The following is a 16,201-nucleotide window of genomic DNA, read 5'->3' on the forward strand; positions in this document are numbered from 1 at the left end:
CCAGCGATAGCAATCTGACAGGCAACAAAAATCCCCCAGGCTGAAAAGCGCTGGGGGATTTTTTATGCCTTGGGAAAACTCAGCGCTGATGCACCAAAGTACCCGCCGCATACGTCTGCTGCACCGTGCGGTCATCGCCCAGTGTCATCAGCACAAACAACGTTTCGGCAATGTTGTTGGCCTGTTTCAGGCGATAGCTCAGCAATGGCGTGGCGTTGTAATCCAGCACCAGGAAGTCCGCATCGGAGCCCGGTTGCAGGTTGCCGATCCTGTCTTCCAGACGCAGTGCCCGCCCACCGCCCAGCGTCGCCAGGTACAGCGACTTGAACGGACTCAACCGCGCGCCCTGCAACTGCATGACTTTGTAGGCTTCGTTCAGGGTTTGCAGCAACGAGAAGCTGGTGCCGCCGCCGACGTCAGTACCGAGGCCGACGTTCAGTTTGTGCTTCTCGGCCATCGGCAAGTTGAACAGACCGCTGCCGAGGAAGAAGTTCGAGGTCGGGCAGAACGAGATCGCCGAACCGGTTTCCGCCAGACGCGCACATTCGTCATCGCACAGGTGCACGCCGTGGGCGAACACCGAGCGTTCGCCGAGCAGCTTGTAGTGATCATAAACGTCCAGATAGCCCTTGCGCTCCGGGAACAGTTCCTTGACCCACTCGATTTCCTTGAGGTTCTCGCTGATGTGGGTCTGCATGTACAGATCCGGGTATTCGGTCAACAGTTGGCCGGCGAGGGTCAGTTGCTCCGGGGTGCTGGTCGGCGCGAAGCGCGGGGTGACCGCGTAATGCAGGCGGCCCTTGCCGTGCCAGCGTTCGATCAGCGCCTTGCTCTCGACGTAGCTCGATTCGGCGGTGTCAGTCAGATAGTCCGGCGCGTTGCGGTCCATCATCACCTTGCCGGCGATCATCCGCAGGTCGAGCTTCTCGGCGGCCTCGAAGAACGAATTCACCGATTGCGGGTGCACGCTACCGAACACCAGCGCGGTGGTGGTGCCGTTGCGCAGCAGTTCCTTGATGAAAATGTCCGCCACTTCATCGGCGTGAGCCTTGTCACCGAACTGGCTTTCGCACGGGAAGGTGTAGGTGTTGAGCCAGTCCAGCAATTGCTCGCCGTAGGCCCCGACCATGCCGGTTTGCGGCAGGTGGATGTGGGTGTCGATGAAGCCCGGGGTGATCAGCGCGTCCTGATAGTGGGTGATCTCGATGTCCGCAGGCAGGGTCGGCAGCAGTTCGCTGGCGTGGCCGAGGGCGCTGATCTTGCCGCCATCGACCACCAGCAGGCCATCTTCGAAATATTCGTAGGAGGCTTCGATCCCGACTTCGGCGGGGTCGGCGATGCTGTGCAGGATGGCGGCGCGGTAGGCTTTGCGAGTCAGAGGCATGAGGGTTCTCTAATCAGTTTGAGGCTTTGAGTTTGGCGGCCTGACTGCGCCGCGAAACCGGCAGCAGTTTGGCAATCGGTTCGGCGCTGGCGCTGTGCTGGCCGAAATTGGCGTTATAGGTGGCGATGATTTCGCCGGCGATGGAGATGGCGATTTCCACAGGCAGTTTGCCTTTGACTTCGCCGATGCCCATCGGGCAGCGCATGCGTTGCACGACGCCGCTGTCGAAACCGCGATCACGCAGGCGATGTTCGAACTTGGCCCGTTTGGTCTTCGAACCGATCAGGCCGAAGTAGGCGAAGTCGTTGCGTTTGAGAATCGCGGCAGTGAGTTCCAGGTCGAGCTGATGATTGTGGGTCATGACGATGCAGTAGCTGCCGGCGGGCAGGTCGTCGATTTCATCCACAGGCTCTTCGGCGACGATTTTACGCACGCCGTGGGGGATCTGTTCGGGGAATTCCTCCTCCCGCGAATCGATCCAGCGTACTCGGCACGGCAGGCTGGCGAGCAGCGGCACCAGCGCGCGGCCGACATGCCCGGCGCCGAACACGGCGATCTGCGCCTGCACCTGGCCCATCGGTTCGAACAGCAACACCGTGGCGCCACCGCAACACTGGCCGAGGCTGGCGCCGAGGCTGAAGCGCTCCAGATGGGTGTCCTGCTTGCCGCTGGCGAGCATCTCGCGGGCGATCTGCATGGCTTTGTATTCCAGATGCCCGCCACCGATGGTGTCGAAGGTCTGTTTCGCGCTGACGACCATTTTCGAACCGGCATTACGCGGGGTCGAGCCGAGTTCTTCGATGATCGTCACCAGAACGCAGGGTTCGCCCTGGTTCTGCAGGTCGGCGAGGGCGTCGATCCAGTTGTACATGTTCACCTCGACATCTTCGTTGTCTGTTCGGGCCTCATCGCTGGCAAGCCAGCTCCCACAGGTTTTGTGGTGTACCGCAAATCCTGAAATCACCACAGATCACTGTGGGAGCTGGCTTGCCAGCGATAAGCCGCACCTCGGTCCTAGAGCGGAGCCAACTCGGTTTCAGCTTCGACCGCTTTCACGGTCTTCAGCTGGCGCATCTGCTCACACCCCCACAACACCCGCTCCGGGGTCGCCGGTGCATCGATCTGCGGTTGATGCTTGTAATCACCGAGGCTCGCCACCGCGTCCTTGATCGCACACCAAGACGCAATCCCGAGCATGAACGGCGGCTCGCCCACGGCCTTGGAATGGAACACCGTGTCTTCCGGGTTCTTGCGGTTTTCCACCAGCTTCACTCGCAGGTCCAGCGGCATGTCTGCCACGGCCGGGATCTTGTAGCTGGCCGGACCGTTGGTCATCAGCTTGCCCTTGTTGTTCCAGACCAGTTCTTCCATGGTCAGCCAGCCCATGCCCTGAATGAAGCCGCCCTCGACCTGACCGATGTCGATCGCCGGGTTCAGCGAGGCGCCGACGTCGTGGAGGATGTCGGTGCGCAGCATCTTGTACTCGCCGGTGAGGGTGTCGACGATCACCTCGCAGCACGCCGCGCCGAAGGCGAAGTAATAGAACGGCCGACCACGGGCCTGGCTGCGGTCGTAGTAGATTTTCGGGGTCTTGTAGAAACCGGTGCTCGACAGCGAGACCTGATTGAAATACGCCAGCTGGATCAGCGCTTCGAAGGTCATGATGTGGTCGCGCACGCGCACATGACCGTTGTGGAATTCCACGTCTTCTTCGCTGACCTTGTAGTGCCGCGCGGCAAACTCCACCAGACGCTGCTTGATAATCTCGGCGGCGTTCTGCGCCGCTTTACCGTTCAGGTCAGCGCCGCTGGAGGCCGCTGTCGGCGAGGTGTTCGGCACCTTGTCGGTGTTGGTCGCGGTGATCTGTACCCGATCCATTTCCACCTGGAACACTTCGGCCACCACTTGCGCGACCTTGGTGTTGAGGCCTTGGCCCATTTCCGTGCCGCCGTGGTTCAAGTGGATGCTGCCGTCGGTGTAGACGTGGATCAGCGCGCCGGCCTGATTGAGGAAACTGGCGGTGAAGGAAATGCCGAATTTCACCGGGGTCAGCGCCAGGCCTTTTTTCAGGATCGGGCTGTTGGCGTTGTAGCGACGGATCGCTTCGCGGCGCTCGGCGTACTGGCTGCTTTCTTCCAGTTCGGCAGTCATCTCTTCGAGCATGTTGTGCTCGACGGTCTGGTAGTAGTGGGTGACGTTGCGCTCGGTCTTGCCGTAGTAGTTGGCCTTGCGCACCGCCAGCGGATCGAGGTTGAGGTGACGGGCAATCGCGTCCATCACTTCTTCGATGGCGACCATCCCTTGCGGGCCGCCGAAACCCCGGTAAGCGGTGTTCGACGCGGTGTTGGTCTTGCAGCGGTGACCGTTGATGGTGGCGTCACCGAGGTAGTACGAGTTGTCCGAGTGGAACATCGCCCGGTCGACAATCGACGCCGACAGGTCCGGCGAGCAGCCGCAGTTGCCGGCCAGGTCCATGTTGATCCCGTGCAGGCGCCCGGTGCTGTCGAAGCCGACGTCGTACTCGACGTAGAACGGGTGACGCTTGCCGGTCATCAGCATGTCTTCGACCCGTGGCAGACGCATTTTGGTCGGCTGACCGGTGAGGTGCGCGACCACCGCGCACAGGCACGCCGGGCTGGCGGCCTGGGTTTCCTTACCGCCGAAACCACCACCCATGCGGCGCATGTCGACGACGATCTTGTTCATCGACACGTCGAGCACTTCGGCCACCAGTTTCTGTACTTCGGTGGGGTTCTGCGTCGAGCAATAGACGATCATGCCGCCGTCTTCGGTGGGCATCACCGAGGAGATCTGCGTCTCCAGATAGAAGTGTTCCTGGCCGCCGATGTGCAGCGTGCCTTGAATGCGGTGTTCAGCGGTCGCCAGCGCCGAGGCCGAATCGCCACGTTGGTGAGTGTGGCTGTCGAGCACGAAGTGGCGTTTGCGCAGGGCTTCGACCACGTCGAGCACCGGTTCGAGATCTTCGTATTCGATGATCGCGGCCATGGCAGCCTTGCGCGCAGTTTCCAGGTCTTTCGCCGCGACGGCGAGCACCGGTTGGCCGACGAATTGCACATCGTCGATGGCCAGCAGCGGATCGCCCGGCAGCAGCGGGCCGATGTCTTTCAGGCCCGGCACGTCTTCGTGGGTGATCGCAATGCGCACGCCTTCGAAGGCGTAGCAGGGCTTGGTGTCGATGCTGATGATTTTCGCGTGGGCGCGGTCCGACAGCCGTGCGTAAACGTGCAACTGATTGGGGAATTCCAGGCGATCATCGATGTACTGCGCTTCACCGGACACATGCTTGGCGGCGCTGTCGTGCTTGACGCTGCGGCCGACGCCGGTGGTCAGGTCCCTGGCGAACAGTTCCGCCAGTTCAGCTTGAGTCTTCTCTACGGCGTGATGGTTAGACATAAGCGGTCACCCGAGTCTCGATGTGCGGTGTTTGCAGTTCGATGAAGTATTTGCGCAGCAGGTTCTGCGCACTGAGCAGGCGATATTCCTTGCTGGCGCGGAAGTCCGAGAGCGGCGTGAAGTCTTCGGCCAGTGCTGCGCACGCGCGTTCGACCACGGCGCTGTTGAACGGCTGGCCGAGCAGTACGGCTTCGCAGTGGGCGGCGCGTTTCGGGATCGCCGCCATGCCACCAAACGCCATGCGCGCGTCGCTGATCACGCCGTTTTCCACGCGCAGGTTGAACGCGGCGCAGACGGCGGAGATGTCGTCGTCCAGACGCTTGGAGACCTTGTAGGCGCGAAAGCGCTGTTCGGCCGTGGCGCGGGGGACGATGATCTTCTCGATGAACTCGCTTTCCTGACGGGCGGTGACCTTGTAGTCGATGAAGTAATCTTCCAGGTTCAGCGTGCGCCGGGTTTCGCCCTTGCACAGTACGACCTGCGCGCCGAGGGCGATCAGCAACGGTGGCGAATCACCGATCGGCGAGGCGTTGCCGATGTTGCCGCCGAGGGTGCCCTGGTTGCGGATCTGCAGCGAGGCGAAGCGGTGCAGCAGTTCGCCGAAGTCCGGGTACTCTGCAGTCAGCGCTTCGTAGCAGTCGGAGAGGGCGGTGGCGGCACCGATTTCGATACGGTCGTCGAAGCTTTCGATGCGCTTCATCTCGGCGACGTTGCCGACGTAGATCATCACCGGCAGGGTGCGGTGGAACTGGGTGACTTCCAGCGCCAGATCGGTGCCGCCGGCCAGCAGCCGCGCTTGTGGGTAAGCGTCATACAGATCGGCCAGATCGGCGACGGTCAGCGGCACCAGGCAGCGCTTGTCGCCGCTGTTGAGTTCGCCGATATCGGTCGGGGCAATGGCTTTGAGGCGGGCGATGGTCTCGGCTTCGCGGGCATCGAACTGGTCCGGTTGCTTGCCACAGCAGGATTGTTCGGCGGCGGCGAGGATCGGCCGGTAGCCGGTGCAGCGGCAGAGGTTGCCGGCCAGCGCTTCGTGCGCCTTGGCCGGATCCGGTGCATCGCTGTTCTTTTGCAGGGCGAACAGCGACATGACGAAGCCGGGGGTGCAGAAGCCGCACTGCGAGCCGTGGCACTCGACCATGGCTTTCTGCACGCTGTGCAGTTCGCCCTGGTGCTTGAGGTCTTCGACGCTGATCAGTTGTTTGCCATGCAGCGACGACACAAAGGTCAGGCACGAGTTGAGGCTGCGATAGCGAATGTGTTCGCGGCCGGCGTCATCCGTTTGCAACTCGCCGACCACCACGGTGCAGGCGCCGCAGTCGCCGCTGGCGCAGCCTTCTTTGGTGCCGGATTTGCCCACGTGTTCGCGCAGGTAATTGAGCACGGTCAGATTCGGGTCCAGGGCGTGCTCGCTACGGAGTTCCTGGTTAAGTAAAAACTGGATCACGGAAGGCCTCGCAGACTCATTATTGTTGTTAACCGACTTGAGCCGAATTTAGCAGGTCTGACTTTTCGGTCAATGGTTTTCTGACTTAAAGGTCAGGAAAAACGGTTTTGTCGATTAACGCGTGCTCTATTGAGTATTGACCCTGAGCGGATCCACTGCTTTTTTTGCTTGAATCGTGCCAAAAACCGCGCTGCGGGCACTCCGCCATGACCGTGCATATGCGCTACACTGCGCCGCTTGTGCAGATCGAAGAGTTTGAAGGACAACCATGACGTTCAAGGCGCCGGACAGCCTCGCCGAGCAAATCGCTCACCACCTCGCCGAACGCATCATTCGTGGCGAAATGAAGCCGGGAGAGCGCATCCAGGAACAGAAGGTCACGCTGGCCCTCAATGTCAGCCGCGGATCGGTCCGCGAAGCCCTGCTGATCCTCGAACGCCGCCACCTGATCGCGATCCTGCCGCGACGGGGCGCCCATGTCACCGAACTCACCGCGCACAAGGTGCAGAGCCTGTGCACGCTGATGAGCGAGCTGTACATCCTGCTCGGCAACGCGGTCGCCAATGGCTGGCAGACCCAGGCCGACATGGCGCCGTTCGTGCAGATCCAGCAACGCCTGGGCGCCAGCTACGAGCGCCAGGACATCCGCACCTTCGTCGACGACAGCTTCGCCGTGATGCGCGCCGCGTACCCGTTTGCCAACAACCCGTACCTGCAAGAGACCGTCGAGAACCTGCAGCCGGCCATGAGCCGTGCGTACTTCCTCGCCCTCGAACAGCGCAAGGCCGAAATGAGCGAGTTCCTTGAGCTGTTCGAGCGCCTGCTGGCCGCTGTGCTCGCTCGTGATTTGCCGCAGATCCGCATCGTGCTGACGGCTTACGCCCAGCGCAGCTGCGATCTGGTGGTCTCCGCCCTGACGGTTGCCTGAGCGTGCGGCTAAAGTGCATCAAACTGGCGGGGTTCAAGTCCTTCGTCGACCCGACCACGGTGAACTTCCCCAGTAACATGGCGGCGGTCGTCGGGCCGAACGGTTGCGGCAAGTCGAACATCATCGACGCCGTACGCTGGGTAATGGGCGAAAGTTCGGCGAAAAACCTGCGTGGCGAGTCGATGACCGACGTCATCTTCAACGGCTCGACCAGTCGCAAACCGGTGAGCCAGGCGAGCATCGAACTGGTGTTCGACAACTCCGACGGCACCCTGGTCGGCGAGTACGCGGCTTACGCCGAGATCTCCATTCGCCGCAAAGTCACCCGCGACAGCCAGAACAGCTATTTCCTCAACGGCGCCAAATGCCGCCGTCGCGACATCACCGATATCTTCCTCGGCACCGGTCTCGGCCCGCGCAGCTACTCGATCATCGAGCAGGGGATGATCTCCAAGCTGATCGAAGCCAAACCGGAAGACCTGCGCAACTTCATCGAAGAAGCGGCGGGGATCTCCAAGTACAAGGAGCGCCGGCGCGAGACCGAAAACCGCATCCGCCGCACCCACGAAAACCTGGCGCGTCTGACCGACCTGCGTGAAGAGCTTGAGCGTCAGCTCGAACGTTTGCACCGGCAGGCCGAGTCCGCGAAGAAGTATCAGGAATACAAGAGCGAAGAGCGCCAGCTCAAGGCGCAACTGTCGGCCCTGCGCTGGCAGGATCTGAACGATCAGGTCGGCCAGCGCGAATCGATCATCGGCAACCAGGAAGTCAGTTTCGAAGCACTGGTCGCCGAGCAGCGCAATGCCGATGCCGCCATCGAGCGCCTGCGCGACGGGCACCATGAACTGTCCGAGCGCTTCAATCTGGTGCAGGGCCGCTTCTATTCGGTCGGTGGCGACATCGCCCGGGTCGAGCAGAGCATCCAGCACGGCCAGCAGCGCTTGCGCCAGTTGCAGGACGATCTGAAAGAGGCCGAGCGCGCGCGTCTGGAAACCGAATCGCACCTGGGCCACGACCGCACGCTGCTGCTGACCCTCGGCGAAGAGCTGGACATGCTCACCCCCGAGCAGGAAGTCACCAGCGCCGCCGCCGAAGAAGCCGCCGCTGCGCTGGAGGATTCCGAAAGTGTCATGCACGGCTGGCAGGAGCAGTGGGACACCTTCAACCTGACCGCCGCCGAACCACGGCGCCAGGCCGAAGTGCAGCAGTCACGGATCCAGCAGTTGGAAACCAGCATGGAGCGTCTGGCTGATCGGCAGAAGCGTCTCGCTGAAGAGCGCGATCTGCTTTCCGCCGACCCGGAAGACGCGGCGATCATGGCGCTCAACGAGCAGCTCGCCGAGTCCGAAGCGACCCTCGAAGATTTGCAGACCAGCGAAGAAGCGCAGGTCGAAAAACTGGAGCAACTGCGTCAGGAATTGCAGCAGGCACTGACCGCGCAGCAGCAGGCGCAGGGCGATTTGCAGCGCCTCAACGGGCGACTGGCGTCGCTGGAAGCCTTGCAGCAAGCCGCGCTCGATCCGGGCACCGGCACCGCCGAATGGCTGAAGGAACACAACCTCGCCGAGCGCCCGCGTCTGGCCGAAGGCCTGAAGGTTGAGGCGGGTTGGGAGCTGGCGGTGGAAACCGTGCTCGGCGCCGATCTGCAAGCGGTGCTGGTGGACGACTTCAGCGGCTTCGATCTGTCCGGTTTCACCCAAGGCGATCTGCGCCTGCTCAGCCCCGCCAGCGATGGTGTGCGGGTAGCGGGCAGCTTGCTGGATAAAGTCGAGGCGCAGATCGATCTGTCGCCGTGGCTCGGCCAGGTCAAACCGGTCGACAGCCTTGAGCAGGCCTTGGCCTTGCGCGGCCAGTTGAGTGCCGGGCAGAGCCTGATCAGTCGCGACGGTTACTGGGTCGGTCGGCACTTCCTGCGGGTGCGTCGCGCCAGTGAAGCCGAGAGCGGCATGCTCGCCCGGGGCCAGGAAATCGAGACGCTGCAGGCCGAGCGCGAAGAGGGCGAAGCCACGGTCGAAGCCATGGAAACCCGTCTGCAAACCCTGCGTGCGCAACAGCGGCAGCAGGAAAACGGCCGTGAGCATTTGCGCCGTTTGCTGCAAGACGAAGCCCGCTCCCAAGGTGAATTGAAAGCCCAGTTATCCGCCGGTAAAGCCAAGGCCGAACAATTGACGCTGCGCCGCACCCGCCTCGATGAGGAACTGATCGAACTCGGCGAACAGCGCGAGCTGGAGCACGAACAGGTCGGCGAAGCGCGCATGCATTTGCAGGAAGCGCTCGACGCCATGGCGCTGGACACCGAGCAGCGCGAGTTGCTGCTGGCCCAGCGTGACAGCCTGCGCGAACGCCTCGATCGCGTGCGCCAGGAAGCGCGCCAGCACAAGGATCACGCCCATCAACTGGCGGTGCGCCTTGGCTCGTTGCGTGCGCAACATGACTCCACGCGGCAGGCGCTGGAACGTCTGGAAATGCAGGCTGAGCGCCTGACCGAAAAACGCGAACAGTTGAGTCTGAATCTGGAGGAGGGCGAGGCACCGCTGGAAGAGCTGCGCCTGAAACTCGAAGAACTGCTCGACAAACGCATGACCGTCGACGAAGAGCTGAAGACCGCGCAGATCGCACTGGAAGACGCCGACCGCGAATTGCGCGAGGCGGAAAAACGCCGGACCCAGGCCGAGCAGCAATCGCAGCTGATCCGTGGTCAGCTCGAGCAACAGCGCATGGAATGGCAAGCGCTGACCGTGCGTCGCAAGGCGTTGCAGGATCAACTGCTCGAAGACGGCTACGATCTCAATGGCGTGCTCGCGACATTGACCCCCGAAGCCAGTGAACGCGCCGCCGAAGAAGAACTCGAACGAATCAATGCGCGGATTCAGCGCCTGGGCGCGATCAACCTCGCGGCCATCGACGAATACACGCAACAATCCGAGCGTAAACGTTATCTGGATGCGCAGGATGCCGATCTGGTTGAGGCACTGGAGACCCTGGAAAACGTCATTCGCAAGATCGACAAGGAAACCCGTAACCGCTTCAAAGATACCTTTGATCAGATCAATGGCGGATTACAGGCACTTTTCCCGAAAGTTTTCGGTGGTGGCAGCGCGTATTTGGAACTGACGGGCGAAGATCTACTCGATACAGGGGTGACGATCATGGCGCGGCCGCCAGGGAAGAAGAACAGCACCATCCATTTGCTCTCCGGCGGGGAAAAAGCCCTCACTGCGCTGGCACTGGTTTTTGCGATCTTCAAATTGAATCCGGCGCCGTTCTGCATGCTCGATGAAGTTGACGCGCCACTGGATGACGCTAACGTTGGACGCTACGCACGATTGGTCAAAGAGATGTCGCAGACCGTGCAGTTCATCTATATCACCCACAACAAGATCGCCATGGAAATGGCCGATCAACTGATGGGCGTGACGATGCACGAGCCGGGTTGCTCGCGACTGGTAGCCGTGGATGTCGAGGAGGCGATGGCGATGGTGGACGCCTGAGCCAGCGTGGTGTCGGAAGGGGTACGAATAGTCTGTAGGACTTTTTTACCGGCTTCGACTTGCTGGCCAATCGACATATTCGCGCAAGCCAATGTGACAGACGGTGTAAAGTTGTCTTTGGTCGTGCTAGTTTAATGTCAATTTTTCGTATACGTGGGCAAAACGCCTGTCAGAACATAGAGTTGGCGCCACGTTTTAAAGCGGTTTACACAATGTAAGCCCCTTATTTTTCAGCATTTTTTATAGAGGCACGGGATTACATGGAAATCGGTCTGCGCGAGTGGCTGATCGTCATCGGCATCATTGTGATAGCCGGTATTCTTTTCGATGGCTGGCGCCGTATGCGCGGCGGCAAGGGAAAACTGAAATTCCGTCTTGACCGAAGTCTGTCCAACCTGCCGGACGAGGACACCAGCGCTGAGCTGTTGGGCCCGGCCCGCGTGCTGGATACGCATAAAGAGCCGCAACTGGACGAACACGATCTGCCATCGGTGAGCATGCCGGCCCGCGAAGCACGCGAGCCTCGCGAATCCGGCTCCAAGCGTGGCAAGCGCGGCAGCAACGGCCCGGCCCAGGGCGACCTGAATCTGGACCTGGATCTGGATGGCGGCCCGAGCTTCAGCAGCCGTGATGATGACTTCGTCGAAGACAGCAAGCCTGCGCCGGCCGTGGCCGACAAGGATCAGCCGCAAGCCGAGGAAGTGCTGGTGATCAGCGTGATCTGCCGCGACGCCGCCGGCTTCAAAGGCCCGGCCCTGCTGCAGAACATTCTGGAAAGCGGTCTGCGTTTCGGCGAGATGGATATTTTCCACCGCCACGAAAGCATGGCTGGCAACGGTGAAGTGCTGTTTTCCATGGCCAACGCGGTCAAGCCGGGCATTTTCGATCTGGACGACATCGACCATTTCAGCACCCCGGCGGTGAGTTTCTTCCTCGGCCTGCCAGGCCCGCGTCATCCGAAGCAGGCCTTCGACGTAATGGTCGCGGCGGCGCGCAAGCTGTCGCAGGAACTGAACGGCGAGCTGAAAGACGACCAGCGCAGTGTGCTGACCGCGCAGACCATCGAGCACTACCGTCAGCGCATCGTCGAATTCGAACGCCGCGCCCTGACCCAGAAGCGCTAAGCCCAGAGCGCAGTTGTGGAGGGGGCTTGCTGTGGCGAGGGAGCTTGCTCCCGCTGGGCTGCGAAGCAGCCCCAAAATCACGGCGGCTTCGCCACCTGGCGGGACGGTGCGACGATTCGACAAGCTCCCTCGCCACAATGTCCATAGCCTTGAGCTAATGTGATTTAGAAGATTGAGCAGCCTCGGCTGCTCTTTTGCTTTATGAGAGAACACCCATGACCGCCGCCAAAAACCGCATTCTAGAGCTGCGCGCTGAACTCGATCAGCACAACTACCGTTATCACGTCCTCGACGAACCGAGCATTCCGGACGCCGAGTACGACCGGTTGTTCCACGAGCTCAAGGCGCTGGAAGCGGCCAATCCGGAACTGATCACCAGCGACTCGCCGACCCAGCGCGTCGGCAGCGTGGCACTGACCGCGTTCACCCAGGTGCGTCACGAAGTGCCGATGCTCAGCCTCGGTAACGCCTTCGAAGAAGCCGACATGCGCGAGTTCGATCGTCGGGTGACCGAAGGGCTGGATCTGCCGGCCGGTGACCTGTTCGGTGGCGGCGCAGCGGTGGAATACAGCTGCGAACCTAAACTCGATGGCCTGGCGGTCAGCCTGCTGTATCAGGACGGCGTGCTGGTGCGCGGCGCTACTCGCGGCGACGGTACCACCGGTGAAGACATCAGCGTCAACGTGCGCACCGTGCGCAACATCCCGTTGAAGCTGCATGGCACAGGCTGGCCGGCGACTCTGGAAGTGCGCGGTGAAGTGTTCATGTCCAAGGCCGGCTTCGAGCGCCTCAACGCCTCGCAACTGGAAGTCGGCGGCAAGACCTTCGCCAACCCGCGCAACGCCGCTGCCGGCAGCCTGCGTCAGCTGGATTCGAAGATCACCGCCAACCGTCCGCTGGAATTCTGCTGCTACGGCATCGGCCAGGTCTCCCACGATATTTCCGACACTCACATCGGCAACCTCAAGCAATTGCAGAAGTGGGGCATGCCGATCAGCCACGAGCTGAAACTGGCCAAAGGCATCGGCGAGTGCCTGGATTACTACCGCGACATCGGTGAGCGCCGTAACGCGCTGGCCTACGAAATCGACGGTGTGGTGTTCAAGGTCAACAGCATCGCCGATCAGCGTGAGCTGGGCTTCCGCGCCCGCGAACCGCGCTGGGCGATCGCGCACAAATTCCCGGCCATGGAAGAACTCACCGAGTTGCTCGACGTGGAATTCCAGGTCGGTCGCACCGGCGCCGTCACCCCGGTGGCGCGATTGAAACCGGTCAAGGTCGCCGGTGTCACCGTGGCCAACGCCACCCTGCACAACATGGACGAAGTGGCGCGCCTGGGCCTGATGATCGGCGACACGGTGATCATCCGCCGCGCCGGTGACGTGATCCCGCAAGTGGTGCAAGTGGTGATGGATCGTCGTCCCGAAAACGCGCGTGCGGTGCAGATTCCCGAGAGCTGCCCGGTCTGCGGCTCGCATGTCGAACGCACGCAACTGGTCAAGCGCAGCAAAGGCAAGGAAACCATCAGCGAAGGCGCGGTGTACCGCTGCGTCGGTCGTCTGGCCTGTGGCGCGCAACTGAAGCAGGCGATCATTCACTTCGTCTCGCGCCGGGCGATGGACATCGAGGGACTTGGCGACAAGAGCGTCGAGCAACTGGTCGATGAAGGTCTGGTCAGTTCACCGGCGGATCTGTATGCGCTGAAGTTCGACGACATTGTTGATCTGGAAGGCTTTGCCGAGGTCTCCAGCAACAAGCTGTTGGCGGCGATTGAAGACAGCAAGCAACCGGGACTGGCGCGGTTCATTTATGCGCTGGGCATTCCCGACGTCGGCGAGGAGACGGCCAAGGTGTTGGCGCGCTCGCTGGGTTCGCTGGAGCGCGTGCAGCAGGCGTTGCCGCAAGTGCTGACCTACCTGCCGGACATCGGCCTGGAAGTGGCTCACGAGATTCACAGCTTCTTTGAAGATGCACACAACCAGCAAGTGATCGCCGAGTTGTTGGGGCATGGTCTGCAGATTCAGGATCAGGGTGAGCTGGGCGCCGAGTTCGCCGCCAGCACCACGCTCGGTGGTCTGCTCGACAAGCTGCACATTCCCTTTGTCGGCCCGGGCGGTGCGCAGAAACTGGCGGACAAGTTCGGTTCGCTGGACGCGGTGATGAATGCCGACTGGCTGGACATGCGTCAGGCGCTACCGGAGAAGCAGGCCAATTCGGTGCGCGAGTTTTTTGCTGTGCCCGAGCATCGGCAGATCGCCGAGTCTGCCGAAAAACAGCTGCGGGATTTCGGCATGCACTGGCTGAGCGAGAAGAAAGTCGTCGAAGGCCTGCCGCTGTCCGGCGAAACCTGGGTGTTGACGGGCAAGGTCGAGTTGATGAGCCGTGATGTGGCCAAGGAACATCTGGAAAGCCTCGGCGCCAAGGTTGCCGGCTCGGTCTCGGCGAAAACTCATTGTGTGGTCGCAGGGCCCGGTGCCGGTTCGAAACTGACCAAGGCCAATGAGCTGGGGGTGAAGGTGATGGATGAAGAGGCGTTTATCGCGTTCCTCAAAACCCATGGCATTTCTGCCTGATACCGTTTAGGTCGGCAGTCTGCTTTTGTGGCGAGGGAGCTTGCTCCCGCTCGGCGACGAAGTCGTCGCAAAACCACCATCCTCGGTATTTCAGGGTAAATGAGGTCGCATGGTTTTGGGGGGCTGCTTCGCAACCCGGCGGGAGCAAGCTCCCTCGCCACATCGGCAGTGTCACTCAGTAGCTGCGTTGTATTCGGGAACATTGTTGACTTCAGGATGATCTAGTCTTGGCAAGCCCCAGGGAGAGATCACCATGTACCGCTTTTTCGAGCAGCTCAGTTCCCGCATCGTCGCGCCGTTCATGGGCGAATCTTCACGCAACAGCAAAATCTGGCCGTGCCGCTGCGGCCAGTCGCTGTTCTTTCGCAACAGCCAGTGCCTGGCTTGCAGCGCCCTGTTGGGCTATCAGCCTGAAGAAAGTCGCCTGACCTCGTTGCAACCCGGCCCGCAGGACGGCAGCTGGACACTCGATGCCGATCCCGACGCCGGATTGTTTCGTCGCTGCGCCAACCTCGACACTCCCGCCGCGTGCAATTGGCTGCTGCCGGATAACGGCCATGACAGCCTGTGCATCGCCTGCAGCCTCAATCGCACCATCCCCGACCTTTCTGTGACGGAAAACCCCGAACGCTGGCGCAAGGTCGAGATCGCCAAGCGCCGGCTGGTGGCGCAACTGATCACCCTGGGCCTGCCGGTCATCCCGAAAACCGTGGATGAGGCCACCGGTCTGGCCTTCGACTTCATCGGCGTCGACCTCGAAGGCAATGCGCCGATGACCGGCCACGCCAACGGCCTGATCACCCTCGACATCAAAGAAGCCGACGACGCCCATCGCGAGCAGGTGCGGGCGGCAATGCATGAACCCTATCGCACGCTGCTCGGGCATTTTCGGCATGAGGTCGGGCATTATTATTGGGATCGTTTGATCGCCAACGGTCCGTGGCTCGAAGCTTTTCGCAAGCTGTTCGGCGACGAGCGCGCCAGTTACGCCGAAGCGCTCGACCGACACTATCAGCAAGGTGCACCGCTGGACTGGCCGCAACATTACGTCAGCGCCTACGCGACCATGCACCCCTGGGAGGACTGGGCGGAAACCTGGGCGCATTACCTGCACATGATGGATGCGGTGGATACTGCGCTGGGTTTTGGCATGAGCGCGCGGGAAATGGACTTCGATTACCAGCCGTTTCCACCGAGCACTCTGTACGACCCGGAGCACCCCGGCGGCGCGGCGTTCCTGTCGTTCGTCAACGCCTGGATCGAACTGGCGGGGATGCTCAACGAACTGTCACGCAGCATGGGCCAGCCGGATTTCTACCCGTTTGTGTTGCCGGCGGCGGCGATTGCCAAGCTGCACTTCATCCATCTGGTAATCCAGCAGGCGGGCGGCAAGGCGGACGAGGTGCTGACCCTGTAGCAGCTGCCGCAGGTTGCGATCTTTTTAGGCTCAGCGCATGTCCTTGAACCCGTTCATATTTTTTATCTGAAACCAACGGTTGTAACTTCGCTTCAGACAGGTACAATGGCGCGGCTCGCCGACAGGTGAGTGTCGTTATGGTGACCCCATCGGTCCCCCCGCAACGATTACCCGTGAACCTGGTCAGAGCCGGAAGGCAGCAGCCACAGCGGGAACATTGTGTGCCGGGGTGTGGCTGGTGGGGTTACCACCTTAACGAACATTGAGCGCTTCAACAGAACTGCATGGGTTTCGCCCACTGCGGTTTTTTTATGCCCGCGATTTGGGCTTTCACGCCGGCTCCCTGTGGGAGCGAGCCTGCTCGCGAAGGCTGTCCCCCCGATGCCTGTTCCGCTACCAAGGCTGAACAGTGGCATACTCCAC

9 protein-coding genes and 1 other RNA gene are annotated in these 16,201 nt (G+C 61.4%); 6 read left to right on the forward strand and 4 right to left on the reverse strand.

Translation table 11 applies throughout. From position 1 onward, the window contains the following. Positions 1-79 precede the first annotated feature (79 nt). The 4 genes from guaD to xdhA form a co-directional block, all read right to left on the reverse strand. Complete coding sequence (gene guaD / locus ABV589_RS24205; RefSeq protein WP_367083969.1) at positions 80-1,384, reverse strand: guanine deaminase; 1,305 nt, start codon at positions 1,382-1,384, stop codon at positions 80-82. A gap of 13 nt (positions 1,385-1,397) precedes the next feature. Then, positions 1,398-2,255: a xanthine dehydrogenase accessory protein XdhC gene (xdhC, locus tag ABV589_RS24210; protein ID WP_367083970.1), complete on the reverse strand. Its 858-nt coding sequence runs from the start codon at positions 2,253-2,255 to the stop codon at positions 1,398-1,400. 143 nt (positions 2,256-2,398) lie between these two features. Continuing rightward, positions 2,399-4,798 carry a xanthine dehydrogenase molybdopterin binding subunit gene (gene xdhB, locus ABV589_RS24215; protein WP_367083971.1) on the reverse strand — a complete coding sequence of 800 codons (2,400 nt, stop codon included), beginning with the start codon at positions 4,796-4,798 and terminating at the stop codon, positions 2,399-2,401. Then, positions 4,791-6,245: a xanthine dehydrogenase small subunit gene (gene xdhA, locus ABV589_RS24220; protein WP_367083972.1), complete on the reverse strand. Its 1,455-nt coding sequence runs from the start codon at positions 6,243-6,245 to the stop codon at positions 4,791-4,793. Before xdhA ends, xdhB begins: the two co-directional genes overlap by 8 nt. 268 nt (positions 6,246-6,513) lie before the next feature. Here xdhA and ABV589_RS24225 point away from each other — a divergent pair, with 268 nt between their 5' ends. The 6 genes from ABV589_RS24225 to ffs all read left to right on the forward strand — a co-directional run bounded on the left by ABV589_RS24225 (position 6,514) and on the right by ffs (position 16,022). Beyond that, positions 6,514-7,173, forward strand: coding sequence for a GntR family transcriptional regulator (locus ABV589_RS24225; RefSeq protein WP_045122360.1), 660 nt, complete (start codon positions 6,514-6,516; stop codon positions 7,171-7,173). Between the two features lie 2 nt (positions 7,174-7,175). Then, a complete protein-coding gene (gene smc / locus ABV589_RS24230) occupies positions 7,176-10,664 on the forward strand; it encodes a chromosome segregation protein SMC (RefSeq protein WP_367083973.1) in 3,489 nt (1,162 codons plus the stop codon). A gap of 260 nt (positions 10,665-10,924) precedes the next feature. After that, the gene (gene zipA, locus ABV589_RS24235; protein WP_047293036.1) at positions 10,925-11,788 is read left to right on the forward strand and encodes a cell division protein ZipA; all 864 of its coding nucleotides are present in this window, start codon (positions 10,925-10,927) and stop codon (positions 11,786-11,788) included. Positions 11,789-12,003: 215 nt separating this feature from the next. After that, positions 12,004-14,361: an NAD-dependent DNA ligase LigA gene (gene ligA, locus ABV589_RS24240; RefSeq protein WP_367083974.1), complete on the forward strand. Its 2,358-nt coding sequence runs from the start codon at positions 12,004-12,006 to the stop codon at positions 14,359-14,361. 253 nt (positions 14,362-14,614) lie between these two features. After that, a complete protein-coding gene (locus ABV589_RS24245) occupies positions 14,615-15,778 on the forward strand; it encodes a putative zinc-binding metallopeptidase (protein ID WP_367083975.1) in 1,164 nt (387 codons plus the stop codon). Positions 15,779-15,925: 147 nt separating this feature from the next. Then, positions 15,926-16,022, forward strand: an RNA gene (gene ffs / locus ABV589_RS24250) — signal recognition particle sRNA small type. Positions 16,023-16,201 lie beyond the last annotated feature (179 nt).

Source organism: Pseudomonas sp. HOU2 (genome assembly GCF_040729435.1).
Taxonomy (GTDB): domain Bacteria; phylum Pseudomonadota; class Gammaproteobacteria; order Pseudomonadales; family Pseudomonadaceae; genus Aquipseudomonas.